23 protein-coding genes are annotated in these 26955 nt (G+C 68.7%); 11 read left to right on the top strand and 12 right to left on the bottom strand.

Going from position 1 to position 26955, the window contains the following annotated elements; genetic code table 11:
- Nucleotides 1–385 precede the first annotated feature (385 nt).
- Genes QSK35_RS21525 through QSK35_RS21515 form a run of 3 tightly spaced genes read left to right on the top strand, consistent with a single transcriptional unit; the run spans nt 386 to nt 3770 of the window.
- Nucleotides 386–871 (top strand): hypothetical protein, encoded by a 486-nt coding sequence (locus QSK35_RS21525; protein ID WP_285748919.1) that lies wholly within the window; start codon nt 386–388, stop codon nt 869–871.
- Nucleotides 865–2283 (top strand): multicopper oxidase family protein, encoded by a 1419-nt coding sequence (locus QSK35_RS21520; RefSeq protein ID WP_285748917.1) that lies wholly within the window; start codon nt 865–867, stop codon nt 2281–2283. The genes QSK35_RS21525 and QSK35_RS21520 overlap by 7 nt, the downstream gene beginning before the upstream one ends.
- On the top strand, nt 2280–3770 hold the full coding sequence (locus QSK35_RS21515; protein ID WP_285748915.1) for an alpha/beta hydrolase family protein: 1491 nt from the start codon (nt 2280–2282) through the stop codon (nt 3768–3770). The genes QSK35_RS21520 and QSK35_RS21515 overlap by 4 nt, the downstream gene beginning before the upstream one ends.
- Nucleotides 3771–3833: 63 nt before the next feature.
- Here the strand turns inward: QSK35_RS21515 and QSK35_RS21510 are convergent, their stop codons facing one another.
- From QSK35_RS21510 to glyA, 6 genes are all read right to left on the bottom strand, one after another.
- Nucleotides 3834–4280, bottom strand: coding sequence for an anthrone oxygenase family protein (locus QSK35_RS21510; protein WP_285748912.1), 447 nt, complete (start codon nt 4278–4280; stop codon nt 3834–3836).
- 1 nt (nt 4281) lies between these two features.
- Nucleotides 4282–4662, bottom strand: a complete 381-nt coding sequence (locus QSK35_RS21505) for a SchA/CurD-like domain-containing protein (RefSeq protein ID WP_285748910.1) — start codon at nt 4660–4662, stop codon at nt 4282–4284.
- Nucleotides 4662–5393 (bottom strand): SDR family NAD(P)-dependent oxidoreductase, encoded by a 732-nt coding sequence (locus tag QSK35_RS21500; RefSeq protein WP_285748908.1) that lies wholly within the window; start codon nt 5391–5393, stop codon nt 4662–4664. Before QSK35_RS21500 ends, QSK35_RS21505 begins: the two co-directional genes overlap by 1 nt.
- 9 nt (nt 5394–5402) lie before the next feature.
- Nucleotides 5403–6821 carry a peptide MFS transporter gene (locus tag QSK35_RS21495; RefSeq protein ID WP_285748906.1) on the bottom strand — a complete coding sequence of 473 codons (1419 nt, stop codon included), beginning with the start codon at nt 6819–6821 and terminating at the stop codon, nt 5403–5405.
- Nucleotides 6822–6999: 178 nt separating this feature from the next.
- On the bottom strand, nt 7000–8844 hold the full coding sequence (locus QSK35_RS21490; protein ID WP_285748904.1) for an AfsR/SARP family transcriptional regulator: 1845 nt from the start codon (nt 8842–8844) through the stop codon (nt 7000–7002).
- Between the two features lie 346 nt (nt 8845–9190).
- A complete protein-coding gene (gene glyA, locus QSK35_RS21485) occupies nt 9191–10558 on the bottom strand; it encodes a serine hydroxymethyltransferase (RefSeq protein ID WP_285748902.1) in 1368 nt (455 codons plus the stop codon).
- A gap of 130 nt (nt 10559–10688) precedes the next feature.
- Here glyA and QSK35_RS21480 point away from each other — a divergent pair, with 130 nt between their 5' ends.
- Both QSK35_RS21480 and QSK35_RS21475 read left to right on the top strand, forming a co-directional pair.
- A complete protein-coding gene (locus tag QSK35_RS21480; RefSeq protein WP_285748900.1) occupies nt 10689–11105 on the top strand; it encodes a cupin domain-containing protein in 417 nt (138 codons plus the stop codon).
- Nucleotides 11106–11123: 18 nt separating this feature from the next.
- The gene (locus QSK35_RS21475) at nt 11124–11393 is read left to right on the top strand and encodes a DUF2277 domain-containing protein (RefSeq protein ID WP_285748898.1); all 270 of its coding nucleotides are present in this window, start codon (nt 11124–11126) and stop codon (nt 11391–11393) included.
- A 362-nt stretch (nt 11394–11755) separates the two neighbouring features.
- Here QSK35_RS21475 and QSK35_RS21470 read toward each other — a convergent pair whose 3' ends face one another.
- Entirely contained in the window at nt 11756–12034 is a 279-nt protein-coding gene (locus QSK35_RS21470; RefSeq protein ID WP_285748896.1) for a hypothetical protein, read from the bottom strand.
- A gap of 327 nt (nt 12035–12361) precedes the next feature.
- Here QSK35_RS21470 and QSK35_RS21465 point away from each other — a divergent pair, with 327 nt between their 5' ends.
- Entirely contained in the window at nt 12362–12985 is a 624-nt protein-coding gene (locus tag QSK35_RS21465; protein ID WP_285748895.1) for a hypothetical protein, read from the top strand.
- A 38-nt stretch (nt 12986–13023) separates the two neighbouring features.
- Here the strand turns inward: QSK35_RS21465 and QSK35_RS21460 are convergent, their stop codons facing one another.
- Together QSK35_RS21460 and QSK35_RS21455 are read right to left on the bottom strand one after the other, a co-directional pair.
- The gene (locus tag QSK35_RS21460; RefSeq protein ID WP_285748893.1) at nt 13024–14556 is read right to left on the bottom strand and encodes an amidohydrolase; all 1533 of its coding nucleotides are present in this window, start codon (nt 14554–14556) and stop codon (nt 13024–13026) included.
- On the bottom strand, nt 14553–15800 hold the full coding sequence (locus QSK35_RS21455) for a lysine N(6)-hydroxylase/L-ornithine N(5)-oxygenase family protein (protein WP_285748891.1): 1248 nt from the start codon (nt 15798–15800) through the stop codon (nt 14553–14555). The genes QSK35_RS21460 and QSK35_RS21455 overlap by 4 nt, the downstream gene beginning before the upstream one ends.
- Before the next feature lie 121 nt (nt 15801–15921).
- On the opposite strand from QSK35_RS21455, the gene QSK35_RS21450 reads away from it, so the two are divergent.
- The gene (locus QSK35_RS21450; protein WP_285748890.1) at nt 15922–18477 is read left to right on the top strand and encodes an AfsR/SARP family transcriptional regulator; all 2556 of its coding nucleotides are present in this window, start codon (nt 15922–15924) and stop codon (nt 18475–18477) included.
- A 20-nt stretch (nt 18478–18497) separates the two neighbouring features.
- On the opposite strand, the gene QSK35_RS21445 is transcribed toward QSK35_RS21450, so the two are convergent.
- Nucleotides 18498–19022 (bottom strand): hypothetical protein, encoded by a 525-nt coding sequence (locus tag QSK35_RS21445; RefSeq protein WP_285748888.1) that lies wholly within the window; start codon nt 19020–19022, stop codon nt 18498–18500.
- A 133-nt stretch (nt 19023–19155) separates the two neighbouring features.
- Between QSK35_RS21445 and QSK35_RS21440 the strand changes: the two genes are divergently transcribed.
- On the top strand, nt 19156–19761 hold the full coding sequence (locus QSK35_RS21440; RefSeq protein WP_285748886.1) for an HNH endonuclease family protein: 606 nt from the start codon (nt 19156–19158) through the stop codon (nt 19759–19761).
- Nucleotides 19762–19809: 48 nt separating this feature from the next.
- Here QSK35_RS21440 and QSK35_RS21435 read toward each other — a convergent pair whose 3' ends face one another.
- Nucleotides 19810–20616, bottom strand: coding sequence for a hypothetical protein (locus QSK35_RS21435; RefSeq protein WP_285748884.1), 807 nt, complete (start codon nt 20614–20616; stop codon nt 19810–19812).
- 165 nt (nt 20617–20781) lie between these two features.
- Between QSK35_RS21435 and QSK35_RS21430 the strand changes: the two genes are divergently transcribed.
- Both QSK35_RS21430 and QSK35_RS21425 read left to right on the top strand, forming a co-directional pair.
- Nucleotides 20782–22266 (top strand): CYTH and CHAD domain-containing protein, encoded by a 1485-nt coding sequence (locus QSK35_RS21430; protein ID WP_285748883.1) that lies wholly within the window; start codon nt 20782–20784, stop codon nt 22264–22266.
- 87 nt (nt 22267–22353) lie between these two features.
- Complete coding sequence (locus QSK35_RS21425) at nt 22354–23925, top strand: beta-N-acetylhexosaminidase (RefSeq protein WP_502881694.1); 1572 nt, start codon at nt 22354–22356, stop codon at nt 23923–23925.
- A 117-nt stretch (nt 23926–24042) separates the two neighbouring features.
- Here QSK35_RS21425 and QSK35_RS21420 read toward each other — a convergent pair whose 3' ends face one another.
- Nucleotides 24043–25392: an aldehyde dehydrogenase family protein gene (locus QSK35_RS21420; RefSeq protein ID WP_285748881.1), complete on the bottom strand. Its 1350-nt coding sequence runs from the start codon at nt 25390–25392 to the stop codon at nt 24043–24045.
- A 90-nt stretch (nt 25393–25482) separates the two neighbouring features.
- Between QSK35_RS21420 and QSK35_RS21415 the strand changes: the two genes are divergently transcribed.
- Entirely contained in the window at nt 25483–26940 is a 1458-nt protein-coding gene (locus QSK35_RS21415) for a GAF domain-containing protein (RefSeq protein ID WP_285748879.1), read from the top strand.
- The last annotated feature ends 15 nt before the right edge of the window (nt 26941–26955 follow it).

Below are 26955 nucleotides of genomic sequence, written 5' to 3'. Positions count from 1 at the left end.
TGGTGGGCCCCTCCCGTCGCATCGCAGGCGAAGCCCTGCCGCATCCGAGACCCCAGGTCAAGCACGCTTTTCGCTTGACCTGGGGTCTCGGATGCGGCTGCCTCAGGTGCGATGCGACGGGAGGGGCCCACCACCATCAAGGCGACCCACTACGAAACGACACCACGGGGAGGGCCCCTCTTTGAGCTGAGCCGGGGTCCGGGGCGGAGCCCCGCGCACGAAAGCCACCGCGTCAACACAAACGCAACCCACTACGGAAGCCGCCGCGTCAACCCAAACCGGCAGCCAACCGACAACCCCCACGCGAGCGAGTGATCTTCGAGTCGTACACCAGCCGCACGGGGGAAGGTGCCTCGCCGCTGTTGCCCGACCCCTTGGAGCCGTCATGGCAACCCATTCGCCTGCGCGCGTCCGGATTCCCACAGTGGTCGGCCTAGGGGTCGCCGAGGCGCTGGTGATCGCCGGAGTGTTGCGCACGCACCTGCCGGAGATCACCGCCCGCTCAAGGTCGACTGTCCTGACCGGACACCACCAAGGCGGCCATTCGGGCACAGCGGCACCGATCGTAGACGCCGTCATACCCCATTTCGCCGGCCTGGCCGCACTGTCGGCACACCTGATGGTCATCGCACTAATCGCAGTGCTGCACCGTTTCCGGGTCCGCTCAGTCCTAGGACTGAGCATCGCGGCCGCCGTCACATCAGCGGTGACCGCGGTCGTCGTGGAGCGGCTGACGCTGGCCGGAGCGTTCACCGCCGGAGAGACGGTGGCGCTGTCAACAGAGGTCCTGCGCTGGACCTTCCTGCTCGCGCTGGGTGCGGGTGCCGTCTTCGGGGTGCCTTGGGAGACAAGAAAGGTCGCTGCATGCTGAACCGACGAGAAACCATCAAACTGGGCGCCGTAGCGGGTGGCGTTCTGCTTGTGCCCACCGGGATCAACGCGCTGGCCGAAGGGCCAACGGTCGTGCCGTTCTCGGTGCCGCTCAAACTGCCACCGGTCCTGCGGCCGGTCGCCAAGACACCGACAACGGACATCTACCAGGTTGACATCAAGCCGGCCGACGTGGAGATCCTGCCGGGCACGAAGACGAAAGTGCTGACGTACAACGGGGAGTTCCCCGGTCCGACCATCAAGGCGCAGAAGGTCCGCCGGACGATCGTCACGTACGTCAACAAGCTCGACACCGAGGCCGCGGTGCACCTGCACGGCGGGCACGTGCCGCCGCAGAGCGACGGATACCCGACGGACACCATCAAGACCGGTGGCGTGCGGGTCTACCTCTACCCGAACGAGCAGCAGGCCACGACGCTCTGGTACCACGACCACGCGCACCACCGCGAGGCCGAGCAGGTGTTCCGTGGGCTGTGCGGGTTCTACCTGATCAGCGACAGCGCGGACCGCCGGCTCGGGTTGCCGTCCGGCGACGCGGACGTGCCGTTGATGTTCCGCGACGCGCGGTTCGACTCCAACGCGCAGCTCGTGTACGAGCACAACGACTTCCGTGGCCGGGACACGGTTCTGGTCAACGGCAGGCCGCAGCCCTACTTCCAGGTTACGCCGAAGCAGTACCGGTTCCGGTTGCTGAACTCCAGCAACGACCGGGCGTTCCGGTTCCAGCTGTCCACCGGCGACGACCTCATGCAGATCGGCTCGGACGGCGGCCTGCTGCCCGCGCCCAACGTCACGAAGACCGTGGACCTGTGGCCCGGCGAACGCGCCGAGGTGCTGATCGACTTCTCGAAGTACGCGCCGGGAACCCAGATCGTCCTCGGCAACGCCTACGGCCACACCGACAAGGACCAGCAGCTCCTGCGGTTCGACGTCGTCACCGGCGCGCAGGACAAGGGCGTCGTCCCGGCGAAGCTGAAGGCGATGCCCGCCGTCCGCGAGGCGGCCACGACCCGGGACATCGCGCTGAGCCTCGACCTGGCGGCGGGCGCGTTCACGATCAACGGCAGGCAGTTCGACCCGAACCGCGTCGACTTCCAGATTCCGGTCGGCAGCACGGAGATCTGGCGGATCACCAACAAGGACACCAACTTCGGCATCCCGCACAACCTGCACATGCACCTCGTGCAGTTCCGCGTGCTCGACCGCAACGGCCAACCGCCCGGCCCCGCCGAGTCCGGTTGGAAGGACACCGTCACCGTGATGCCCGGCGAGACGGTGCGCATCCAGATGACGTTCACCGGCTACACCGGCCGGTACGTCTTCCACTGCCATCTGCTGGACCACTCGGTCTTGTCGATGATGGCCCAGATTGAGCTGGTGGGTAACGCATGAGAACAACATCGTTAGTCGTCGCGGCCGTACTCGGTCTCGCGGTCGTGACACCGGCGGCGTCCGCGACCGCGCGGTCGATCACCTGGCAGGACTGTGGTTCCGCGGGATCCAGGTGCGGCACGATCCAGGTGCCGCTCGACTGGTCCTCGCCGTACGGCGCGAAGATCACCCTGTCCGTCACGCGGCACCCCGCGTCCGGCAAGAAGAAGGGCACGCTGTTCTTCCTGCCCGGCGCCGGATACAGCGGCAACGACGTCGTCGCCGGTTCGGCGGCGCAGTACTTCGGCATGCTCGGCGCGCCCGAGCTCGTCGAGCAGTTCGACCTCGTCGGCGTCGAGCAGCGCGGCGGCGCGGGCAGCCTCTACGGCACGCCGCTCGACCTGCCGACCAAGACCACACCGCGACTGAACTGCACCGAGCCCGTGCACGATCAGGCCGCGAAGTCGTTCCCGGCCACCCAGGCCGAGTACGACCAGCTGGTCGCGCACAACAAGGCGTTCGCCAAGAGCTGCCGCGACAACAGCGGTCCCATCGCGGACAAGGTCGACTCGGTCAGCCAGGCCCGCGACCTCGAGGCCGTGCGGGCCGCACTCGGTGCGTCGCAAGTGGACGTGCTGTCGTGGAACTACGGCGACGTGAGCGCCCAGCTGTTCACCGAGCTGTACCCGTCGCGGGCGAAGGCCGTTGTGTTCGACGGCCCGGTGTCGCGTCGGCTGCCGTCGCCCGTGACCGCTATCCAGGAGGCCCGGTCGATCGAGGCCGCGTGGGGCAAGTTCGTCGCGTGGTGCGCGGCGAACCCGCTGTCGCAGGACTGGCTGAACGGCTGCGCGTTGAACGGCCGGGACGTCGACGCGGCCTACCAGCAGGTGATCACCGACGCGAACACCACGCCGATGATCTCGGCGCGGATCAACCGGTCGTTCAACGGCGAGGAGCTCGCGTTCCTCACCCAGCAGCGGCTGGAGCAGGGCTCGCCCAACGTGCTCGGCATGATCACCAACGGCTGGACGCAGCTCAGCCTCTCGCTGTGGGAATCGGCGGACCGCAAGACCGCCAACGGTTTCTCCTACATGTGGGAACGCTCGTGGGGCCTCGCGTATGCGTGGAACACCTACCGCGTCACGGCGTGCCTCGACACCCAGGACCGCCTCACGTCGTTCTCCCAGGCACGACAGGAGATCGCGGCGCTGAACTACGTGGCGCCCAAGACGCGCGGCGTCTCGGAGGCGTGGGACATCCGCACCGGTTGCGCGGGCTGGCCGGTCTCGCCGGTCACGCTGCCGCCGCGGAGCGGCCAGATCGCCGGCCCGAACGTTCTGGCCACGACCAGCAAGACCAACGCCTACGCACCGCGTGAGCACGCCCAGCTCGTCGCCGCCGGCTACACCACGGCCGCGGTCGCCGAGTCGGACACCTCCTGCGGCATCGCCTTCTTCATCCCGGAGCTGACCCGCAGAACCGTCGACCACCTGGTCGCGCAAGGCTGACAAACGCTATGGGGGGAGCTTTCCAAGCGCTGACCGCTTGGAAAGCTCCCCCCATAGCTTTGCTCAGATCAGCAGGAGAGCCGTTCCGTTGAGGAGCAGGCCCACGACGGACAGGAAGGTTCGCAGCAGGTGCCAGCGGCGCCACAGCGGCCGCGGGTCCTGCCAGTCGGACGGGATCGCGTCGGGGTCGACGGACTTGACCCGACGGTTGATCGGCACGTTGCAGAAGTGCGACACCACGGAAACGCCGAGCAGCACAAAGGCGGCCACCCCGAACAGGGTGGCCGCCTTCGCCGGGGCGAGGAACGTGAGGACCGCGTCGGCCAGCGTCGACGTGAGCACGATGACGGGCATCGTCGGGTCCCAGTTCCGCCCGATCAGCTTGTGCGCGTACACATATCGCTCGGTCGGCATCGCGATCAGCGCGGGCAGCACGCTCAGCGCGACGGCGAAGAGCACGCCCGCGGTGAGTCCGCTGCCGAGCAAGGCCAGCACCGCGAGCAGCTCCACGTCAGGCTCCCGCCGGGTGCGTCTCGACCGAGAGCTGCGCGATGCAGCGCATGGTGGCGTTGCGGAAGTACGTGCCGAACGCCTCGGGCGTCGAGGTGTCGCGCTGCTGCTTGAGGTACGGCGCGAGCTTGGCCTCCAGCAGGTGCACGCCCTTCTGCTTGGCCATGTGCCTGCCGATGGCGGAGAAGTCGCCTTCGTAGTGGATCACGCGGACCATGATCTCGTCCTGGATGAACACGGCGGTGCCGAGCAGCCGGCCCACCTGCTCACCGTTCTCGTCGCTCAGGTCCGGGGTGTCCACGCGCTTGAAGTTCGCGAAGATCTCCGCGATCTCCTCCTCGAAGCCCGGCTTGACGTGGTACGTGATCGCGGCGTACGGCATCAGATTCCTCCATCGACGTTCAGGGTGGCGCCGGAGACGTAACGTGACGTGTCCCCGGCGAGGAACAACACGGCACCGGCCACGTCCTCCGGCTTGCCCAGCCGGCCGAGCGCGGTCAGGTTCGTGACGAGCTCACGCACCGGGGGCGGCACCGACCCCGGCTCCGTTTCGGTGACACCGGGCGACACGACGTTCACCCGGATCGCACGCCGGCCGAGCTCCTTGGCCAGCGCGCGGCTGAACCCGAGCAGCGCGGCCTTCGACGACGTGTAGTGCACGCCGCCCTGCCTGCCGCGCAACGCGACCGACGACCCGATGTTGACGATCGACGCGCCGTCGACGAGCAGCTCCAGCACGGCGTTCGTCACGAGGTAGGGCGCGGTGATGTTGTGGTCCATCACGCGGTGCCACTCCTGCTCACCGAGCTTGCCGAACGGCACGTGCCCGTCCACCCCGACGTTGTTGACGAGCACGTCGAGCCCGCCGAGGTGCTCCCGGCACGCTTCGGCCAGCTCCCGCGCCCCCGCGCCGTTCGTCACGTCCGCCTGGACGAGACACCCGGCGTCGAGCTCCTTCAGCTCGCGCGCCAGCGTGTCGGCCGCCTCGCTCGCCGAGTTGTGGCCCACGACGAGCTTCGCCCCCGCACGCGCGAAGGCGAGCACGGTGGCGCGCCCGATCCCGCGCGTGCCACCGGTCACCAGCACGCGCTTACCGGACAGTCCCGAATCCATTGATCACTCCTACTCGAGTCCACTTGCGACAGCGTGTCTGCGGGTCCAGGTCAGTGCGGCCACACCGACGCCGATCGCGCCGAGGCCGAGGAAGTAGGCGCTGGGCGGGAGCTTGTCGCTCAACCGCGCCAGCTGGCTGCCGAGTCCGCCGCCCAACGCGGCGAACAGCCACAACAGCCCCATCATCTGCGAGATGAACGACTTCGGCAGCACCTGCGCCGCCGCCGCGATGCCCACCGCCGCGACGATCAGCTCACCGCACGCGTGCATCAGGTAGACCGCGAGCAGCCAGAAGATCGACGTCTTCTCGTCGTTGACGCCGATCGCCATGATGAGGAAGCTGCCGCCCGCGAGCACGAGTCCCAGGGCAAGCTTGCCCGGCACGCTCGCACTGTTGCGGGCCAGGAAGTACGCGAACACCGGCGCCAGCACCAGGATGAACAACGGGGTCGCCGACTGCAGCCAGCTCGTCGGGATCGTCGCGCCGAACAGCTCGCGGTCCACGTGGTCGCGCGCGAACAGCGTCAGCACCGACCCGTCCTGCGCGATCATCAGCCAGAACAGCGTCCAGCACAGGAAGATCGCGAGGAACGTCCGCAGTCGTTGCCCGTGTTCGACGGTCAGATCGGGGTGCCTGCGCAGCGCCCGATACCCGAAGATCGGCGCGACGAGCGTGCACAACCCCACCAGGATGATCGTGATACGCGGGTTGATCACACTGGTCGCGATCACGCCGGTGATCGCGACGGCGCCGATGGTTCCCCAGCGAGCGAGCACGGTGCGGTCGGTCAGCGGACGCGCCGCCACGCGTCCGGCGTCACCGAACTGCTTGGTGCTCAGGCTCAGTTGCGTGATACCGATGGCCATCGCGACCGCCGCCGCGGCGAACCCGGCATGCCAGTTCACCCGCTCGCCGAGGTAGCCGGTGATGAGCGGGGCGGTGAGCGCGCTGAGCTGGATTCCCACGTATATCAGGGAGATCCCGGCCTCGCGGTGTTTGCGCGCGCCGAGCAGCATGGTGAGCAACGCCTGGTGGTTCGGCTTGAACAGCCCTGTGCCCGCGGACACCAGCAGCAACCCGACCGGCGTCGTGAACGTGACCGGCAACGCCAGCCCGACGTACCCGAGCGTGATCAGCGCCCCGCCGATCTGCAACGCGGGCCGGGTGCCCAGGACGCGGTCCGCGAGCCAGCCGCCGGGCAGCGACAGCATGAACGTCAGGCCCATCCAGGCGCCGAACAACGCCGCCGCGTCGGCCGCCGGCAGCCCCAGGCCGCCGTCGGTGGTGGGCGCGGCCGCGTACAGGACGAGGATCGCCTGCATGCCGTAGAAGCCGAACCTCTCCCAGAGGTCCGACATGAAGAGCGTGACGTACCAACGGTTCCGGATGGGGAGAGCCGTGGCCTTCGCGGGCAGGGTGGCGGTCATGCCGCCACGGTCGCGGTCCGCGCTCGACAAGCGCTGGTGACGCAAGCAAGAGGTCGTGAGTGGTTTCCGTCGCCATGGCGACGGAAACCACTCACGACCCCACAGAAGCGGGAGGGCCTTCCAGCCAGGGTGCTGGAAGGCCCTCCGGGAAAGCTGATCCGGCCCAGGAAGCCGTAACTCAGGCGGTCCGCGCCGCCGGTTCGCACAACTGCTCGGTGAAGCCGGCCGAGTTGCTGATCGACCGAGCGACCTCCCTCATCGGTCGCCGGAAGCGATAGCTGAAGTCGTGATCGGAGTTGATGTCGACCTCGGCCAGCTGGAACTGCACCAGGTCCTCGAGCACGGACTCGGCCGAGCACTCGTCCGTCCCCAGCATGTGCGACACGTGCCGCCCGGACACGGGACGCCCGAGCGGAGCGACCATGCGGAACACGGTCTGCGCGGTCTCCGGCATCAGCTGGTAGGTGCGCCAGACCGAGGCGTACATGTCCGGGTCGCACTCCTCGAGCCGGCCACCCGAGTGCGCCTGGCTGCGCATCCGGCTGACCTGCCTGCTGATCGGCCAGTGCGGCCGCAGCTCGAGCTGGCTGGCGGCGGTGTTGAGGGCCAACGGCAGCCCGTCGCACAGTTCGACCAGTTCGTCGACGGCCTGCTGGTCCGAGGTGACGCGATAGTCGCCGAGGCTGTCCGTGAGCAGCCTCAGTCCCTCGGCACCCTGGAACGGCTCCAGCGCGATCGTCGCGGCGATCTTCGGGTCGGCCAGCTTGCGGCGGCTGCCGATCACCGTCGCGCAGCCGACGCCCGTGGGCAGGAGCGGCGCGATCTGGCCCATGCTCACCGCGTCGTCCAGCACGACGAGCACCTTGCGGTCCGCGGTCCAGCTGCGGAACACCCGCGCCTGTTCCACCACGGTGTCCGGGATCCGGTTGCCCGGAACCCCGACCGCCCGCAGGAAACCCGCGAGCACGACAGCGGGCTCGACCGGCGTGCCGTGCGGCGTCGTCAGCTCCGCGTACAACTGTCCGTCCGGATAGGACGAACGGATCTGGTGCGCCACCCGCATGCAGAACGTCGACTTGCCGGAACCCGGTGCGCCGGCCGCGACCACCACCGGCGGGGCGAGGCGGTCGAAGTCGGTCAGCACCTCGGTCGCCACGGCGAGTTCCTTGGTGCGGCCGATGAACCGCGGCGCCTCGGGCGGCAGCTGGCTCGGGCTCGCCACGACGGTGGGGCTCACCTGCACGGCCTCCTGCGCCGGCAGGTCGAGCGCGGTGTCCGCCGCGAGCACGCACTGCTGCAGCCGCTGGAGGTCCGGCGACGGCTCGAGACCGAGCTCGTCGGCGAGTGCGTCGCGGGCCTTCTGGTACACGCGCAACGCCTCGGACCGGCGGCCACACCGGTACAGCGCGAGCATCAGCTTGCCCTGGAAGCCTTCGTGCGTCGGCTGTTCGGCGACGATGCCGGTGAGCTCACCGATCAGCTCGTGGTGCCGGCCGAGCCGCAGATCGGCGTCGATCCGCTGCTCCATCACGCTCTTGCGCAGCTCCTCGAACCACACGACGGACGCCCCGAGCACGGGACCGACGGTGACGTCCGCGAGTGCCGGACCCCGCCAGAGATCCAGCGCCTCACGAAGGGTGGCCGACGCGAGCGTCAGGTCGCCCAGGTCGAGCTCGGCTCGCCCGCGTTCGGCGAGGCGGACGAACTCGTCGACGTCGAGCGAGCCCTCGGGCATCCGCAGCACGTAACCGTTGGGCGAGGTGCCGAGCGCGGGCAGGCCGTCAGTCCCGTTTCCCGCGAGGTCGTGCAGCTTGCGCAACTGGTAGACGTAGGTCTGCAGGGTGGTGGTGGCACTGATCGGCGGACGGTCGTCCCACAGCTCGTCTATCAGCTGGTCGATCCGGACCACCTTGTTCGCGTTGATCGCCAGCAAGGCGAGCACCCGGCGAAGCTTCGGCGCCGTCGGCGTCGTTGCGCTGCCGGAGCGCAGCACCTCGAACGGGCCCAGCAGGCGGATCCTCATCGGGACCACCGTCCGAGCGCGCGGCGCGCCGGCAGCGACCGTAATACAGATGTTCTGAAATCGCTTTCCATGTTGATCCCCCAACAAAGTCGCCCGATGCGTGGGACTTCCATAGTTCTTCCGCACGAACGCTCGGCAAATAGAGCCACGAACCTGCAGTGGCTAATTGAACGCATGCCGAGAATTCGACCGGAAACCGCAGAGAACCTTCGCCCCCCTGATCGCCCACACCCTCTCCGAGAACCCTCAGAAGCGGCCGATCAAGCGAACCTTTCCATGCATCGAAGTATCATGATAGGCGCTCGTGATGTCAAGCACACACATCCTGGGGGGTCATAGGTATCAGCTATACGGCATATTTCATGATCGGGTAGGCAGCCGCCAAAGCCGCTACCTGCGCGGAGACTTCTCGCTGGACAGAGGCCGAAAGCTCGTACTCGACATCGGTCAGAGGCCGGACCGCACGCAGGATCCGGTCGACTAGTTCGGCGCATTCGTTCATGCCCGAAGGATCAAACCCGCGCTGGGCCAGCATGTTGGTGCCGAACCGTAGTCCACTGGTCACCATCGGTGACTTGGTGTCGTTGGCGATGCGGTTCTTGTTCGCGAGCACACCGCATTCCTGAAGCGCGGCTTCGGCCACCACGCCGGTCAACCCCTGTTGAAAAGTGTCGACAAGGACGATGTGGTTGTCCGTTCCTCCGGTGAGCACCCGCCAGCCGCGTTCCGTCAATGCGGCGGCCAAGGCACGTGCATCGAGTGCAATCCGTCGTGTCATCTCCGCGAACTTCGGACGTGCTACCAGATCCAATGCGCGCGCCTTCGCGGCAATAGCAGCGGGACTGGGCGTTCCCTGGAACTTGGGGAAAATTCCGCGTTGCACGAGTGCCGCCAGGCCGAGTTTGTGCCCCGGCGGCACGACGTCATGGTCATCCCCAAGCAGGATGATCCCACCTCGCGGTCCGCCGAGTTGCTTATAAGTACTGCACGTTGTGATGTGCGCTACATCCACCGGGCTGGCGAGCTCACCGGTCGCGACCAATCCGGCGATATGCGAAATGTCGGCGAGCAAAAGGGCGGCGACCGAATCGGCGATTCGGCGGAACCGGACGTAGTCGATGGCGCGTGGATACGCGCTGGCCCCCGCGATGATGAGCTTCGGCCGGTACTCCTTCGCGAGCCGCTCGGCGGCGTCGTAGTCGATGAACCCGTGCTCGTCGAGCCCGTAGTGCACCGCGTTGTAGTAGCGACCGGTCACCGACGCCTTGGCGCCGTGCGTGAGGTGCCCGCCGGAGTCCAGGTCGAGGCTCAGCATCGTGTCGCCGGGGTTGAGCAGCGTCATCAGAATCGCGAGGTTGGCCGACGAGCACGAATGCGGCTGCACGTTGGCGTACTTCGCGCCGAACGCGGCCTTGGCCCGTTCGATCGCAAGCCGTTCGACACCATCGAACTGCCCCGCGCCGGGGTGGTACCGCGCGCCGGGGTAGCCCTCGGCGGTCACATTGGCGAGCGCAGACCCCGCCGCGCTCAGCACCGACGGGTCGGCGAGGCTCGCGTACGCGACCATCGGCAACGTGGCGCGCTCGTAGGCGATCTCCGCGCTGAGCAGCCCGTACAGCTCGGGGTCGTCCTGGCGCAGCCGCGCGCTGCCCCGTGCGAGCAGGTCACCGTGGTCGGCGGTCAGGGTCGCCGGCCGGTAGTCGAGATCGGTCACAGTGGCTCCTCCATCCGAAGGTGGCCGTCGGCTGCCCGGATTTCGGCCCACGGCCTGGAGTTCGGAACCGTGCTCAGCGCGGGTGGAACATCGGTCTCAATTCACTGGGGACCACCGTTACGTTGATCGCATGACGTTACGAGTGCTGGCGGCCGCCCTCGTGCTGGCCCTGCTTCCCGCAACCGCCCACGCCACCCCGTCCCGCGGCGTGACGGGCAAGATCCTCGCGCAGAAGACGGTGGGAGATAAGGACTACGTACTGCGCGAGATCACCATCACGCCCGGCGGCAGCACCGGGTGGCACTACCACGACGGGACCCTCTACGCCCTGGTGAAGAAGGGCACCATCACCCGCACGTTCTCCGACTGCACGACCACCGAGGTGCACCACGCGGGCCAGTCGCTGCGCGAGCCCAGCGGCGCCGACCACGTCCACATCGGACGCAACCTCGGCTCGTCCGACATCGTGCTCGAGGTGCTCTACGTCCTGCCGACCGGCAGCCCGCTCGCCCGCGATGCCGCCAATCCGGGGTGCGACTTCGACTGACCGTCTTACTGTGGAGGCATGTGCCGAAACATCCGGGTGCTCCACAACTTCGAACCGCCCGCGACTTCCGCGGAGGTGCAGGCGGCCGCGCTGCAGTACGTGCGCAAGGTCAGCGGATCCACCAAGCCTTCGGCGGTGAACGCCGAGGCGTTCGACCGGGCGGTCCAGGAGGTGGCCTTGGCGACGCAGCGGCTGCTCGACGCGCTGGTCACCACGGCTCCGCCGAAGGATCGGGAGGTCGAGGCCGCCAAGGCCAAGGCGCGGGCGGAGCAGCGCTACGGCACCTGAGGTGCACCTGGCTCGCGAAAGGGCCTCACTCGGGTTAGAGGCTCTAACAGTGAGGGCGGGTCACGGGAGTTAGAGGCTCTAACAGCATGGGCGAGTCGCAGAGGTTAGAGGCTCTAACTGTGAGGGTGAGTCCCAGAGGTAGAGCCTCTAACAGCAGCGAGGCCGCCTCACCATGGTTAGAGCCGCTAACAGCAAGAGCGAATCACGACAGTTAGAGCCTCTAACAGCCGATACGCCCCCTAACGCGCGCTAGTGGCTTAGTGGCTGGGACGCCGCGGTGCGGGTCCAGCGAATCGCGCGCTACTGGCCTAGTGGCTGGGACGCCGGGGATGCGCGTCCAGCACCATCGCCCGCAACTGGCTCTAGTGACGGGAACGCTGCGGATACGCGTCGAGCGCCATGCAGATGAGCTTCGCGGCCGTGCCCGCCGCGCCGATGATGAACGCCTGGTCGGGTCCCAGCAGCACGGCGATCGCCCACAACAGCAGGCCGATCAGCACGAGCAGCACGGTGACCTGCACGGCGTGCGGCCACTGCGACGGATGCGTGGGCAGCTGCGAGGGCTTGCGGGGTTGCGGCACGCTGATCTCGTCCTCACCACGTTCGGGTGAGTGCCGCTTCCGCAGCCCGGCGGTCTTCATCCTGCTCCTTGATGCCTAAGACATCTGTCCTGGTCGCCACCATTGTGATCAGTTGATCTTGTACGGACAGTTACCCGACCCCTCTGTGCGGTGAGCGTTCAGTGAGCGTCGGTGAGCGGCAGACGAACGGTCGTCGAGGTGATCGGCTACTGGCTCGTCACCTTCCGTCTACCGACTGAGGCCGACGCCACGCCTACGCGCATCCTCTAACGGGTGATTCGCCCACTCTCCGTGGTATGGCCCGGTACGGCCGTTCGGAGCAGTCCCGAAATTGTCAGACCCAACGGATAACGTCACATACAGCTGGGAGTACGAGGGGAGATTCCGTTGCTGGACAACGTGTGTGTGACGGCGCTGTCGTTCACCGAATACGTCATGAGCGGTCAGCGGGGGCGCATCAACATCGTGACGGAACAACGCGGCATGTACCTGGCCGAGGACCCACGCGTGTGCGGGTTCTACAACCCGGTCCGGTCCGCGATGCGCCGCGCCGCGAACTCGACCGAGCCGGAGATCGAGCTGAAGCGGGCGGTCCAGGAAGCCAACCGCAACGGGCAGCCGCGGGCGTTCGAGGAGATCGCGGACGGCTTCCTGCCGTGGCTGGAGAAGCTGCGCGCGACCGGTGTGCCGGTCGAGTCGGCGCAGTGGCGCACCGGCGACCTCACGTTGCGGGTCAGGCCGCACCTGGGTCTGCGCAAGCGGGACGGCAGCACGTTCGCCGTGCTCGTGCACACCAAGGAGGTGCCGCTCACGCGGGAGGCGGCGAACGTCGGCCTGCGGATCCTGCAGCACACCGTCGAGGAGACGCTGCCCGGCGCGACCCCGATGATCCTGGACGCGCGGCGCGGCCGGTCCTACACGATGTCCAGCCGCACGAACCTGGCCAAGCTCGATGTCCTCATCACGGCCGAGGCGGTCGGTTACGTCACGCACTGGCGGATGAGCGCATGACGGGAGAGCCCGCCGCTCCTGTCTGTGCCAACGGGGGGTCAGGAGCGGCGGGCCCACTCGCCACCGACGATGGTGGCTACGACCGGAATGTCAGCGATGGACGGTGAAGATCGTGGATCCTCGCCCAGCACCGCGAAGTCGGCGAGCTTGCCGGGTGTGATGCTGCCCAGCCGGTCCTCGAGACGGCACGCGTAGGCGCCGCCGAGCGTGTACGCGGCCAGGGCCTCCTCGACCGACACGGCTTCGTCCGGCCCGACCGAACGCCCACCGGAAGACCGCCGCGACACCATGAACTCGATGGCACGCAACGGCGCGCCGTCAGCAACGGGCCGGTCCGAGCTACCGGCGATGGTGATCCCGTGCTCAAGGAACGACCGGCCGCGGTACATCCACGGCGCGCGCGTCGCACCCATGATCTCCGAGTAGTCGTCGCCGTAGGCCCACAGGAAGGTCGGCTGGAGCACCGGGACCAGCCCCAACGAGGCGATCCGGGACAGCTGATCCGGCCGCACGAGCCCGCAGTGCTCGATCCGGTGCCGCGCGTCGGCACGTGGCCGCAAAGCCAAAGCCTCCGCGACGGCGTCCAAAGCGAAGTCGATCGCCCGATCGCCGATGGCGTGGATCGCCATCTGCCACCCGGCCGCGTGGCCGTCGAGGATGGCGGCACGCATCAGCGACGGTGAGTCCGCCAGCTCCCCGATGTTCGACGTGCCCTCGTAGGGCGCGGTGAGCGCGGCGGTGCGCGCGATCATCCCGCCGTCCGTCCACAGCTTCAACGCGCCGATCGACAGCCGCGACGAGCCGAACCCGGTGTGCAGGCCAAGATCGATGGACCGCGTGATCCCGTCGTCAGCATGCGCCCCAACAGGGTGCAACACATCAGCGGACACCATGAGCTGCACCCGGATCGGCAGCGAAGCGCGTTGGTAGGCGGCGACCTCGACCGGCGTGCTGGCGATCAGCCCGGCGCCCACCCCGGCCTCGGCGCACGTCGTGACGCCCTCGGCGAGCACCTCATCGGCGCTGATCCGCAGCTCCGCCACGACCTCGTCGATCGAGTACGGCAGCCGCAGCGACCGGGCGGCCAGCTGAGAGCCCTCGGTCAGCCAGCCGTCCGACTCGACAACAGGTAGTTCCTTCAGCACCGCGGAGTTCACCACGCACGCGTGCCCGGACACGTCGGCGACATACACCTTGCGACCGCGGCTGATCGAGTCCAGGTCTGCGGCGTTCAACGGCACCGCCCGCCGGTCGTACCCGGACGCCTCCAGCCACTCCCCCGAATCCGGGGCCGCGCCCAGCCGGCTCAGGATCTCCGCGGTCGACGAACACCCCGACAGGGAGACCGTCCGCCGGTTGCGGCCGTTCCATGCGAGGTGCGTGTGCGCGTCGATGAACCCCGGCAGCACGACGGCTCCGTCGAGATCAACGGTTTCCAGTGCGGGCAGCGACTCCACCCAGGAGTCGAGACCGACGATGCGGCCCTGCCAGATGCCGATCGTGTGCGCGGCCGGGTGCACCGGGTCCATCGTGATGGCCCGGCAGCCGGTCAGCTTGAGATCGAGGATCACCTGGTCGCCAGCACGGGCGACTTCGTGTTGGTCAGCACGGAGTCGAGGATCTCACCTGAACGCACGGCCACGTTGGACAACAGCGAGGACGTGATGCCGTGCGTGTGCTCGGTGCCGCCCTGCAGGTAGAGGCTGCCGGCGAACGACGAGGCCACGCGGTAGTCGCGCCCGACGACCAGCCGTCCCGCCGCATCACGGGAGCACGGCAGCGAGCCGATCAGCGGCGACGGGTCGGCCTCGCGGTAGCCGGTGGCGAGCACGACGAGGTCGGCGTCGATCACCTGCTGTTCACCGGTGGTGAGCGACTGCACGACAGCACGCGCACCCGTTCCGGTCTCGGCCGCCGCGACCAGCCGGGACACGTTGAGGAAGCGCAGCCGTTCGCGGCCGAGGACCTTCTCCTGGTACGCGCTTCGGTAGAGCTGGTCGATCAGGTCGGTGTCCACCACGGAGTAGTTGGTGTTGCGGTGGTACGCCATCAGCCGGTCCTTGGTCGCGTCCGGCGCACAGAAGTAGGTGTCGACCGCCTCCGGGTCGAAGATCCGGTTCGCGAACGAGCTGTCGTCGGCCGGGCTGAAGCCGTAGCGGGAGAACACCGAGCACACCTCGGCGTCGGGGAACTCGCGGTGGCAGAAAGCCACGACTTCCGCGGCGCTTTGCCCCGCGCCGACAACGACGACGCGTGACGGCGAGGTCAGCTCGGGCATCCGATGCAGCAGGGAACTGTTGTGCCAAACGTGGTCCGACAGCTCGACGCCGTCCGGCACCAACGGGGTCAGGCCGGTCGCGAACACGAGGTTGCGGGCGCGGTACGAACGGCCGTCCGCCGTCGTGACGGCGAACAGGTCGTCCGCCGCGACGACCGACACCACGTCCGACTCGTAGGCGACGAGGTCGTCGACCTGCGCCGCCGCCCACTCGAAGTAGTCGTGGAACTCGACGCGCAGCGGGAACAGGTTCTTGTGGTTGACGAAGTCGACGAGCCGGCCGCGTTCCTTGAGGTAGCACAGGAAGCTGAAGCGGCTGACCGGGTTCCGCAACGTGACGAGGTCCTTGAGGAACGAGACCTGCATCGTCGCGTCCTCGAGCAACATGCCGCGGTGCCAGCCGAACGCGCCCTGGCGTTCGAGGAAGACCGCGGTCAGCGGGATCTCGGCCTGCTCGTTGTGCTCGGTCAGCGCGATCGCGAGCCCGAGGTTCGAGGGGCCGAACCCGATGCCGACGACGTCGTAGATCGGAACCATGATCCGTGAACTTAGGGCAGCCTAAGCTTACACGCAAGGCCGCATCGGGTTAGCCCAGCCACAACGCTGGCATCCGGGCGAAGGGCTTGAACTGCCTGCCGCTGGGGCTAGAGTGCGCCGCGTGAAATTCGGGGTTCTCGGTCCCCTCGAAGTGACCGATGACGAGGGAAGACCGATCGCGCTGCGCGGACGCCACCAGCGGACGCTGCTCGCCGTCCTGCTCATGCGCGCGGGACGTCAGGTGTCGGTCGACCACCTCATCGACGCCTTGTGGGAGGGCACGCCGCCCAAGTCCTGCCTGTCGAACCTGCACACCTACCTCTCGCGGCTGCGGGAACGCCTGGACGTGCAGATCTCCCACCACGACGGGCGCTACCAGCTCGACGTCGACAACGTTGACGATCTCGACCTGCACGCGTTCCACGAGCACGCGCGGGCCGGCCGCGAGGCCGCCCGGCAGCACGACGCCCCGCGCGCCATCGCGCACTTCCGCGCCGCGCTGGCGTTGTGGCGCGGACGGCCGCTGTCCGACCTGAGCGTCCCGGCGCTGGAACCGGAGATCGTGCAGCTCGAGGGCGTGCGGCTGAACCTCGTCGAGGAGCGCGTCGACCTGGAGCTCGCGGCCGGGCATCACGCCGACGTCGTCGACGAGCTCGGCCTGCTCGCCGCACAGCACCCGTTGCGGGAACGGCTGGCGGGCCAGCTCATGCTCGCGCTGACCGCGACCGGCAGGCAGGCCGACGCGCTCGCCGTCTACCGGTCCACGCGCAACACGCTGGTCGACTCACTCGGCGTCGAGCCGGGTGCCGACCTGCAGCGTGTGCACGAACAGGTGCTGCGCGGCGACGACACGTTCCCGGTGTGCCAGCTGCCGCCGGACACCCCGGACTTCACCGGTCGGGCGGCCGAGATCGAGGCGGCTGTCTCGGAACTGCGGTCGCCGCACACGGTTCCGATCGTCGTGCTGAGCGGTGAGCCGGGCGTCGGCAAGTCGGCGCTCGCCGTGCATGTGGCCCACCAGGTGCGCGGGCACTTCCCGGACGGGCAGCTCTTCGCGCACCTCGCGGGCAAGGAGCCGGGTGAGGTGCTCGCGGGGTTGCTGCGCGCCGCCGGGTGTTCCGGCGCCGCGATCCCCGAGCGCATCGAGGAACGCACGGCCGTGCTGCGGTCGCGGCTCGCGGACCGGCGGGTGCTGGTCGTGCTGGACGACGCGTCGAGCGTCGCGCAGGTGCGCCACCTGCTGCCAGGCACGCCGGGATGTGCGGTGCTCTTGACCAGTCGCAAGCGGCTGAGCGGCCTGCCCGGCGCCCGTGTGTTCCGCGTCGCGCCGTTGTCCGATATGGACGCACGCGACCTGCTCGCGCGCGTCACGTCCACCAGCCGGGTCGCGTCGGAAGCTGTTGCGGCGGACCGGATCGCGACGATGTGCGGCAACCTGCCGCTCGCGTTGCGCATCGCGGCGACGCGCCTGTCCGCGCGGCCGCACCTCAGCCTGCGGTACCTCGCGGACCGGATGGACGACGAGCGCAAGCGGCTCGACGAGCTGTCGGTCGGCGAGCTGCAGGTGCGTGCGTCGCTGTCGCTGAGCTACGACGCGCTGAGCCCGTTGGCGCGCAAGGCGTTCCGCCGCCTGGGCATGCTGTGGCCGTGCACCATCTCGACGTGGATGGTCGCCGCGCTGCTCGGGGTCGACGACGCGGACGGCGTGGTCGAGGAGCTGGTCGAGGCGTCGCTGCTGGAGGCGACCGGCGAGGTCCACCACCGGATGCACGACCTGCTGCGCCTCTACGGCCGCGAGCGTGCCTCGGAGGAGGACCAGACCGCCGAGCAGTCGCTGGTGCACGTCGCGCTCGGGCTCGTGGACGCCGCCGCGCGCCGGGTGCCGCGCACGCTGCTGATCGCGCGGCTCGCGGACGTGATGGACCCGATGCCGTTCGAGCTCGACCTGCCCGCGGACCAGGCGAACCTGATCGCGATCACGCAGCTCGCCCGGCGCAACGGCTGGCCGCAGGCGCCGCTGCTGGTGGAACGCGTGAGCGTCCTGTTGTGGCACGACAGCGCGTGGAACGAGCTCGCCGCCCTGCACGAGGGCGTCGACGACCCGCACTCGCGGTACGTCATCGCGTTGATCCACTACGCCCGCGGCCGGTACGACGAGGCGGAGGCGGGTTTCGCCGCGTGCGCCACGTCGCTGGACGAGCAGGGCAAGGCGTGCGCGCTGCTGGGTCTCGCCCAGGTCGCCGCGGTGCGCGGCGACCACGAGCAGGCGTTCACGCTGGCCGACTCCTCGACCGTCCACTTCGGAGCGACGGACGACCGGCACGGCCAGGCCTCGGCGTTGCGCATGGCCGCGATCGCGGCCGGCCGCCTCGGTCTCGCCGAGGAGTCCCTGGAACGCAGCCGCGCGGCGCTCGAACTGGCCCGCGACCTCGAACCGGGCCACACCGCGCTGGCGTTCGCGGAGGTCGCGCTGAGCCACCTGTTCCGCTTCGACCTGGACAACGCGCGCACGGCCCGCACCGAGGCCGTCGCCATGCTCGGCGGCCACGCGAACCCGTTGCACGACCTGGGAATCGTCGCCGAGCCCGGCGACTCGGACGATCCGGAGACCACGGTGACCAAGCGCATCCTGCTCGGTCTCGCGGGCGGGGGCTGGCACGGCATCGAAGACCCGTGACGCCCCCGCCCTGCGACGCTTCACCGCTTGAGCGCCTTGCGGGCCTCGTTGTACTTGTTGACCGCGGGCAGCCAGATCAGCACGACCGCGATGAGCCCGGCCGTGATGCCGGCGTACCCGGCGATCTTGGTGCCCATCGGCGCCATGTCGCGCAGCACGACCCACCAGGCGAACACCGTCAACGGGAACACCACGGTGAAGAACACCCGGCCGCCGAGGCCACCGTTGCGCAGCAACAGGGTCGCGATCAGCGCGAGCACACAGAAGAACACGACCAGGCCCGCGCGGAACGCCAGCTTGTCGTACGCCTCGGCGAAGACCTCCGCGTACATCGCGCTGCCGAGCGCGTTCTCGGAGATGCCGAGCTCGGCGCCGAAGTAGTCCTTCGCCAGTTCGGCGACCATCTCCTTGCCACCGATGAAGATGACGAGCGCACCCGCGACCCCGGCGAGCACCGAGAGCAGTGCGCTGAAGAAGCCGGCCGTCAGGACACCCGGCTTCTTGACGGCGGCCGGGGCGGTCTGGGTATATGGAATTGCGGACACGAACTGTCTCCTCGTAGTTGGTGGTAGGCGCTGAATCCTCCGGATCGCCGCCACACCGCCACCACACGGAAGGGACCTGGTGATCGTCCCGTGATCGCCATCGCTGATCATTGGGCGCATGAATCGTGCCGCGGTGACGAGCTTGGTCGTGTTCCTGCTGCTCGCCGGCCTCGCCTGGTACCTCAGCGACCTCAAGCCTTCCACGCCGAAGCCCCCATCGGGTAGCGCCGATCTGTCGGCGTTGAAGATCGCGCCCGAGGGGAAGATGGCGGGGTACAGCCGCGACCGGTTCCCGCACTGGAGCTCGCAGGGCAACAACTGCGACACCAGGGAGATCGTGCTGCAGCGCCAGGGAACCGACGTCAAGTCGGACAAGTCGTGCAAGGCGACGAGTGGGAAGTGGACCAGCCCGTACGACGACGTCGTGATCACAGACGGCGGTGACGTCGACATCGACCACACCGTGCCGCTCGCCGAGGCCTGGCGGTCCGGGGCGGACAAGTGGACCGACGATGAACGGTCGAAGTTCGCCAACGACCTGGGCGGGATCCAGTTGATCGCCACGTCGGCGGCGTCGAACCGGTCCAAAGGGGACCAGGACCCGGCCAAGTGGAAGCCGCCCGTCAAGGGCTACTGGTGCACCTACGCCACGCACTGGGTGCAGGTGAAGGTCACCTACCAGCTGACCGCGGACCAGGCCGAGCACGACGCGCTGGCGACCATGCTCGCATCGTGCTGAGGTTGTGAGTGGTTTCCGTCGCCCTGGCGACGGAAACCACTCACGACCTCACTGGAGTCGGAACGTCGCGTTCAACTCCGCCAGCTGACCCGCGATGTCGGTGTGCACGTTGGTCCGCCGCACCCAGGCCTCCGACCCGGACGCCGCGCTCGGCGGCGCCCCCATCGGTGCGACGGAGTCGTCGATCCCGTACTCGAGCCGGTAGGCCACGAGCGCGGTGGCGGCGGCGAGCCAGGCCGAGGGGTCGGGTGACACGATCTCCCCGAGCCCCACCCGGAACCACACCGGCATCCGCGCCCCGGAGGCCATGGCCGACCGCACCCGCGCGGCGGCGAAGTCCTGCATCTCGGCCCGCGCCTTCTCCCCCGCGACGACGGCCTCCTGCCGCCAGTTCTCGGCGGTGGCGGCCGCGTCCGACTCCAGCCGGGCGACGGCGGCCTCGTAGTCGGCCTGGTTGGCGTTGATCTGCCACTCCAGCTGCCGCGCCTCGTGGTCCAGCGCGTCGCGGTCGTACCGCGGCACGCGGCCGTCGAGCTTCGCGCGCAAGGACGCCAGGCGGCTCCTCATGTCCTCGAAATCGGCGACGCCCTGGCGCAGCGCGACCCGTTTGTTGTCGGCCAGGATCTCCTGTTCGGCGTCCCATGCCTGCCGCAGCGCGTCGACCAGGTCGGCGCAGCCGTCGACCGAGTCGAGGTTGATCAGCTCGCCGTCGGCGGCTCCGGACAGGCGCCGCTCCAGCACGACGAGGCGGGCGGTCACGCGGGCGAGCTCGTCGTTGAGCTGCGCGACGTGACTGATCAGGGTGGCGACCTTTGGCTCGATCGCGTCGAGCCGCTCCTTCTCAGTGGGAGGCACGCGAACAAGCGAACCCCATGTGCACGCCGGAAAATGGCCTTGTCCCGCGAATGCACGCGCCAGTGATTGAAGGTTTGCCTGGCCGGGGTAACCCGTGATCACACACGGTCACGGCCCCGTGTGAACTGCGACGAAACAAGGTATGAATAGCTGATGACGACCTCAGTGACTGAAACAGAGCGCAAATATGAGGCCGCCTCCGGAAGTAGCCTCCCCGCGCTGGGCGACGTGCCGGGCGTCGCGGCCGAGGCCGGTCCGGAACAACTAGATCTCGAAGCCACCTACTTCGACACCGCCGATCTCCGGCTGGCGAAGGCCGGTCTGACGTTGCGCAGGCGCACCGGCGGCGACGACGCGGGCTGGCACCTCAAGCTGCCCAAGGGCACCGACAGCCGCGAGGAACTGCGCCTGCCGCTCGGCCGCGCGACCAAGAAGCCGCCGAAGGATCTCGCCAGCCTCGTCCGCGTCCACACCCGTGGCGCCGAACTGGGTCCCGTCGCGCAGATCAAGACCAGCAGGCAGCGCTGGCAGCTCGTCGACGACGCGGGACAGCTGCTCGTCGAGGTCGTCGACGACGTGGTCACCGCGCAGACCATGGGTGAGTCGACGACCACCAACTCGTGGCGCGAGATCGAGGTCGAGCTCGGCGAGAACGGCACGCCGGAGCTGCTCGACACGGTCGAGGAACGGCTCGGCGACGCGGGCATCCACCGATCGGAAGCGACCTCCAAGCTCGCCCAGCTGCTGGGCGACCGCCTCGGTGACAAAACGAGGAAACCCAAGGCGCACAAGAAGTCCACGGCGGGCGACGTGGTGCTGGCGTATCTGCACGAGCAGGCCGCGGCGCTGAAGGCACAGGACCCGATGGTCCGGCGCCAGGAGGACGACGCCGTGCACCAGCTGCGGGTCGCCACGCGGCGGATGCGCAGCGCGCTGCAGGCGTACGGGACGATCCTCGAGCGCGAAGAGACGCAGGACCTGATCGACGAGCTCAAGTGGGTCGCCGGCGTGCTCGGCCGGCAACGTGACCTCGAGGTGCTGCGGATGCGGTTCGAGGACGCGTTGCACGCGCTCGAACCGGAGCTGGTGCTCGGTGACGTCGCCGCACGGCTCACCCGCCACTTCGCCCCGCTGGAGGCCCAGGCGCACAACGACTCCGTTGAGACGCTGGACAGCGACCGGTACTTCGCGCTGCTGGACTCGATCGACCGGCTGCTCGCCGACCCGCCGATCACGGCGCTCGCCGCCGAACCCGCGCGCAAGGTGTTGCCGGAGCTGATCACCAAGACGTACCGGAAGCTGAAGAAACGAGCCGAGCGCGCGCTGTCCGAGGAGGACCCGCACCAGCGCGACCTCGCGATGCACGACTCCCGCAAGGCCGCCAAGCGCCTGCGGTACGCGACGGAGATCGCCGAGCCGGTGTTCGGCAAGCCCGCGAAGTCCTACCGCAAGCAGGCCAAGGACCTGCAGACGCTGCTCGGCGAGCACCAGGACGCCGTCGTGGCGCGGCCCGTGCTGCGTCAGCTGGGCATCGGTGACGAGAACGGTTTCACGTTCGGCCTGCTGCACGGCCGCGAGACCGCCATCGTGGAGAACACGGCCGCGGAGTTCCGGGACCGCTGGAAAGGTGTCGGCAAGCCGAAGTTCTGAGCGATTGGTTCAGACCTTGACAGTCCTCCGGCCGACTGAAACCGTGACCTTTCCGCCGCCCCCGTTGGTTCCCCCCTGGCCAGGAGGATGGCAGTGGTAACTCAGAGAGTGCGGACCGCACTCGTCGCCTTCGTGCTCGGAGCAAGCGGAATGGTCGTCGGTTCGGCGGATGCCGCCGTCAAGTCGTCTCTGCAGGAGCTCGTCCCCGCCCCCGTCCAGGTGGAGGCGCACAACGACATCACGTTCACCCTCGCCGCCGACGCCAAGATCGGAATCGGCTCGCCCGAGGCGACCAAGCCCGCGGAGTACCTCGCGGGCGTCCTCCGTCCCTCGACCGGTTTCGCCCTGCCGATCGAGCACGGCGTCTCCGGCACCGGCATCGCCCTGCTGATCGGCGCGGACGCGCGGGTGGGCGACCACGGCTACCAGCTCGACGTCACGCCCAAGAACGTCGTGATCCGCGCGAAGACCGCGTCGGGCCTGTTCGCCGGCGTCAACACGCTGCGCCAGCTGCTGCCGCCGAAGGTCGAGGCGAAGACCAAGCAGGCCGGGCCGTGGACCGTGCCGGGCGCGAGCATCCTCGACTACCCGCGGTTCGCCCACCGCGGCGCGATGCTCGACGTCGCGCGGCACTTCTTCACCGTCGACCAGGTCAAGCGCTACATCGACCAGATCGCCGCGTTCAAGATCAACTACTTCCACTGGCACCTGTCCGACGACCAGGGCTGGCGGGTTGAGATCAAGAGCTGGCCGGACCTCACCAAGATCGGCGGCAGCACCGAGGTCGGCGGCCGCAAGGGCCAGCTGTTCTACACGCAGGCGCAGTACTCCGACGTCGTGAAGTACGCGGCCGACCGCAACATCACCGTGATCCCCGAGTTCGACATGCCGGGCCACACCAACGCCGCGCTGGCGTCGTACGGCGAGCTCAACTGCGACGGCAAGAAGCGCCCGCTCTACACCGGCACGGACGTCGGCTTCAGCTCGCTGTGCATCGCGAAGGACGTCACCTACAAGTTCATCGACGACGTCGTGCGCGAGATCTCCGCGCTCACGCCCGGCCCGTACTTCCACATCGGCGGCGACGAGGCACTCTCGACGCCGGACGCCGACTACGTGAAGTTCATGAACAAGGTGCTGCCGATCGTCAAGAAGCACGGCAAGACGACGACCGGCTGGCACGAGTTCATCAAGACCTCCACCGACACCGCGCTCGTGCCGCAGTACTGGGGCACGGAGAAGTCCAACGCCGCGGTCGCCGACGCGGCCAAGCGCGGCAACAAGGTGGTCATGTCGCCGGCGAACAAGATCTACCTCGACATGAAGTACAACAAGAACACCAAGCTGGGTCTCAACTGGGCCGGCTACATCGAGGTCAAGGACGCCTACAGCTGGAATCCCGGCTCGTACCTCACCGGGGTCGGCGAGGGCTCGGTCCGCGGCGTCGAGGCTCCACTGTGGACCGAGACCATCAAGACCTCGGCGGACATCGAGTACATGGCGTTCCCGCGCCTGCCGGTGGCCGCTGAGCTCGGCTGGTCGCAGTCTTCGGCGTTGAACTGGGACAAGTTCGCACCGAGGCTGGGCGCGTTCGCGCCACGCTGGAAGATCCAGGGCATCAACTACTACGCCTCTTCCCAGGTTCCCTGGAAGAAGTGAGCTGACTGGGCGCGCCGGGGCCATTCCTGCCCCATAACGACCCCGGCGCGCGTCTCGGGTGGTGCCGTTAAGGCCACCTTCACTGCGTTGAGCGCAGTGAAGGTGGCCTTAACGGCACTAGAAGAAGCCCTGGGCCTGGTCGGAGTAGCTGACCAGGAGGTGCTTGGTCTGCTGGTAGTCGGCGAGCACGGCGCTGTCGGCCGGGTATGCGTGGTAGTTGTTGATCCACACCCGGTCCGCGTGGATCTCGCGGCCGAGCCGGTACGCCAGGTTGCCGTCGCGCGACCACACGCCGGCACCGAGCCCGCGCCGCGTGTCGTTGGCGATCTTCACGGCGTCGTCGAAGTCGTCGAACCGGGTGACCGCGACGACCGGGCCCAGGATGTCCTCCTGGAAGATCCGCATCTTGTTGTCGCCCTCGAAGATCGTCGGCGTGACGTAGAACCCGCCGCCCCACTCGTAGGCCTCGCCACCGCACACCAGCCGCGCGCCCTCGCGCTTGCCGATCTCGATGTACTCCAGCACCCGCTCCCATTGGGTGCGGCTGACCTGCGCGCCGATCATGGTGTCGGTGTCCAGCGGGTCGCCCTGCCGGATCGCCTCGGTGCGCACGGTCGCGGAGTGCAGGAATTGCTCGTACATCGACGTCTGGATCAACGCGCGCGACGGGGTGGTGCACACCTCGCCCTGGTTCAGCGCGAACATCGCGAAACCCTCGAGCGCCTTGTCGAAGAAAGCGTCCCGCTGGGCGGCGACGTCGGCGAAGAAGATGTTGGGGCTCTTGCCCGCCAGCAAGGACTCCTCGCCTGATCCGGTGACCACGTTCACCACACCGGGTGGCAGCAGGTCGGCGATGAAGCCCATCAGGATGTGCAGCGACGCGGGCGTCTCCCCGGCCGGCTCCAGCACGACGGTGTTGCCCGCCGCCAACGCGGGCGCGAGCGTCCACGCCGCCATGAGCAGCGGGAAGTTCCACGGGAGGCGTTGCCGCACCACGCCGATCGGCTCGTGGAACCGGTACGCGACGACGTCGTCCGCGCCGGGCACCGCGCCGCCCTGCTGGGCCCGGATGGCGCCCGCGAAGTGCCGGAAGTGGTCCACGACGAGCGGGATGTCGAGCGTCAGCGTCTCGCGGACGGCCTTGCCGTTGTCCCACGTCTCCGCGACGGCGAGCTCGGTCAGGTTCTCCTCGACGCGGTCGGCGATCTCGGACAGCACGGTCGCGCGCTCGGCCGCCGAGGTGCGTCCCCAGGCGCGCGCGGCGCCGTGGGCGGCGTCCAGCGCTCTGTCCATGTCCTCGGCCCCACCCGCCGCGACCTCGGTGAACACCTCACCGGTGACCGGGCTGACAACCTCGAGGTAGGCCCCGCCGGCGGGCGGGACGTCCTCGCCACCGATGAAGTGGTCGTACCGGGACCGGTACGCGACGACACCGCCGGGCTGCCCCGGTGCCGCGTACTTCGTCATTTCTCGACTCCCGCTTGCTGCCGGTTGGTGGGAAGGTGAGAAGCTACGAGGCAGAACGTTGCATGCTCGTTGCACTATCCGGATGGATCGGTGGCCCACAACCCCGCCCACCACGCGCTGTTGCTAGGCCGGCTGCGTGACGCCGTGCTGAGTGGTACTCGCACGGCTGATGCGCCACGTTCCGTGATCTCGGAGTCGTGGCAGCGGTCACTCGCCGCGAACGTCAACCCGGACCTGCACTCGGCCCCGGTGATCTACCACGCCGACGAGGTCGTGGACATCCGCGAGCAGCACGTCCTGCATCCCACGCTGCCGATGTTGCGCGAGACGCTGCTGGGCTTCGGTGAGGAAGCCCGGCAGATCATGATCATCTGTGACGACCGCGGGCACATCCTCTGGTGCGAGGGCGCCAACGACGTGCGGCTCACCGCGGAGAACGTCGGGCTCGGCGAGGGCACCCGCTGGTCCGAGGACGCGGCGGGCACGAACGCGATGGGCACGGCGCTCGCGGTGAACGGCACGGTCACGGTGCACTCGGCCGAACACCTCGTGCGGACCTATCACGGCTGGACGTGCGCGGCGAGTCCCGTGCGCGACCCGGACACCGGCCGCACGATCGGCGTGATCGACCTCAGCGGCCCGCTGGAGACCATGCATCCCGCGATGGTCGCGCTCGTCTCCGCGTCCGCCCGGCTCGCCGAGAGCCAGCTGCAGGTCCGGCTCGCCCAGCAGGACGAGGCGCTGCGCGCCCGCAACATGCGGCACCTGATCGCGTTGCGCGGTGAACCGGGCGCGCTGCTGAGTCCGACCGGGCGCGTGCTCGCCGCCGAACCGCACGGCCTGCTACCCACGCGCATGGACGTGACCAGCGACCGGATGACGTTGCCGGACGGCCGCGAAGCCGTGCTCGAACCGCTCGGCGAGGGCTTCCTGCTGCGCGTCCCGCGCGAGCGCCGGCCGAACCGGCTGCCCCGGCTGACGCTGTCGTTCCTCGGCATGGACCCGCCGGTCGCCGTCCTCGACGGCCGCGAGATCCCGCTGTCGCTGCGGCACGCCGAGCTGCTCACCGCGCTCGCGTTGCAGGGCGGCGGCCTGACCGCGGAACAACTGGCGTTGCGGCTCTACGGCGAGCGCGGCAACCCGACGACCGTGCGCGCCGAGATGCACCGGCTGCGCGCGCAGCTGGGCGAGGGCGTGCTGCACACCCGGCCGTACCGGCTGCACGCCGAGGTGGGCGGGGACTTCCTCGCCGTCCGCCGCGCGCTGGCGAACGGTGACGTGCGCGAGGCGGCGGACCGGTACCGCGGGTCGCTGCTCGCCCGGTCCGAGGCGCCGGTCGTGCGGGACGAACGCGACGACCTCGCGGCCGGTGTGCGCCGCGGGCTGCTGGCCGGGCAGGACGGGGACGCGCTGTGGCGGTTCGCGCAGACCGACTCCGGCGAGCACGACACCGAGGTGCTGGAACAGCTGGTCAAGCTGCTGCCCAGCAACGACGTCCGGTACGCGCTGGCGGCCACCCGACTGAAGCGAGCACTTCAAGACGGTTGACAAGACTCTCGCCAT

The sequence above is a fragment of the Lentzea sp. NBRC 105346 genome (assembly GCF_030269605.1).
In the GTDB taxonomy this organism is placed as follows: Bacteria; Actinomycetota; Actinomycetes; order Mycobacteriales; family Pseudonocardiaceae; genus Lentzea.
Note: the sequence above shows the minus strand (reverse complement) of the source record. Positions and strands in the feature narration are given on the sequence as shown.

Coding starts and splice junctions, on each gene's coding strand:
- QSK35_RS21525 (WP_285748919.1), top strand. CDS start 386: ATGGCAACCCATTCGCCTGCGCGCGTCCGGATTCCCACAGTGGTCGGC.
- QSK35_RS21520 (WP_285748917.1), top strand. CDS start 865: ATGCTGAACCGACGAGAAACCATCAAACTGGGCGCCGTAGCGGGTGGC.
- QSK35_RS21515 (WP_285748915.1), top strand. CDS start 2,280: ATGAGAACAACATCGTTAGTCGTCGCGGCCGTACTCGGTCTCGCGGTC.
- QSK35_RS21505 (WP_285748910.1), bottom strand. CDS start 4,662: ATGCCGTACGCCGCGATCACGTACCACGTCAAGCCGGGCTTCGAGGAG.
- QSK35_RS21500 (WP_285748908.1), bottom strand. CDS start 5,393: ATGGATTCGGGACTGTCCGGTAAGCGCGTGCTGGTGACCGGTGGCACG.
- QSK35_RS21495 (WP_285748906.1), bottom strand. CDS start 6,821: ATGACCGCCACCCTGCCCGCGAAGGCCACGGCTCTCCCCATCCGGAAC.
- QSK35_RS21490 (WP_285748904.1), bottom strand. CDS start 8,844: ATGAGGATCCGCCTGCTGGGCCCGTTCGAGGTGCTGCGCTCCGGCAGC.
- QSK35_RS21480 (WP_285748900.1), top strand. CDS start 10,689: ATGACGTTACGAGTGCTGGCGGCCGCCCTCGTGCTGGCCCTGCTTCCC.
- QSK35_RS21475 (WP_285748898.1), top strand. CDS start 11,124: ATGTGCCGAAACATCCGGGTGCTCCACAACTTCGAACCGCCCGCGACT.
- QSK35_RS21470 (WP_285748896.1), bottom strand. CDS start 12,034: ATGAAGACCGCCGGGCTGCGGAAGCGGCACTCACCCGAACGTGGTGAG.
- QSK35_RS21455 (WP_285748891.1), bottom strand. CDS start 15,800: ATGGTTCCGATCTACGACGTCGTCGGCATCGGGTTCGGCCCCTCGAAC.
- QSK35_RS21425 (WP_502881694.1), top strand. CDS start 22,354: ATGGCAGTGGTAACTCAGAGAGTGCGGACCGCACTCGTCGCCTTCGTG.
- QSK35_RS21420 (WP_285748881.1), bottom strand. CDS start 25,392: ATGACGAAGTACGCGGCACCGGGGCAGCCCGGCGGTGTCGTCGCGTAC.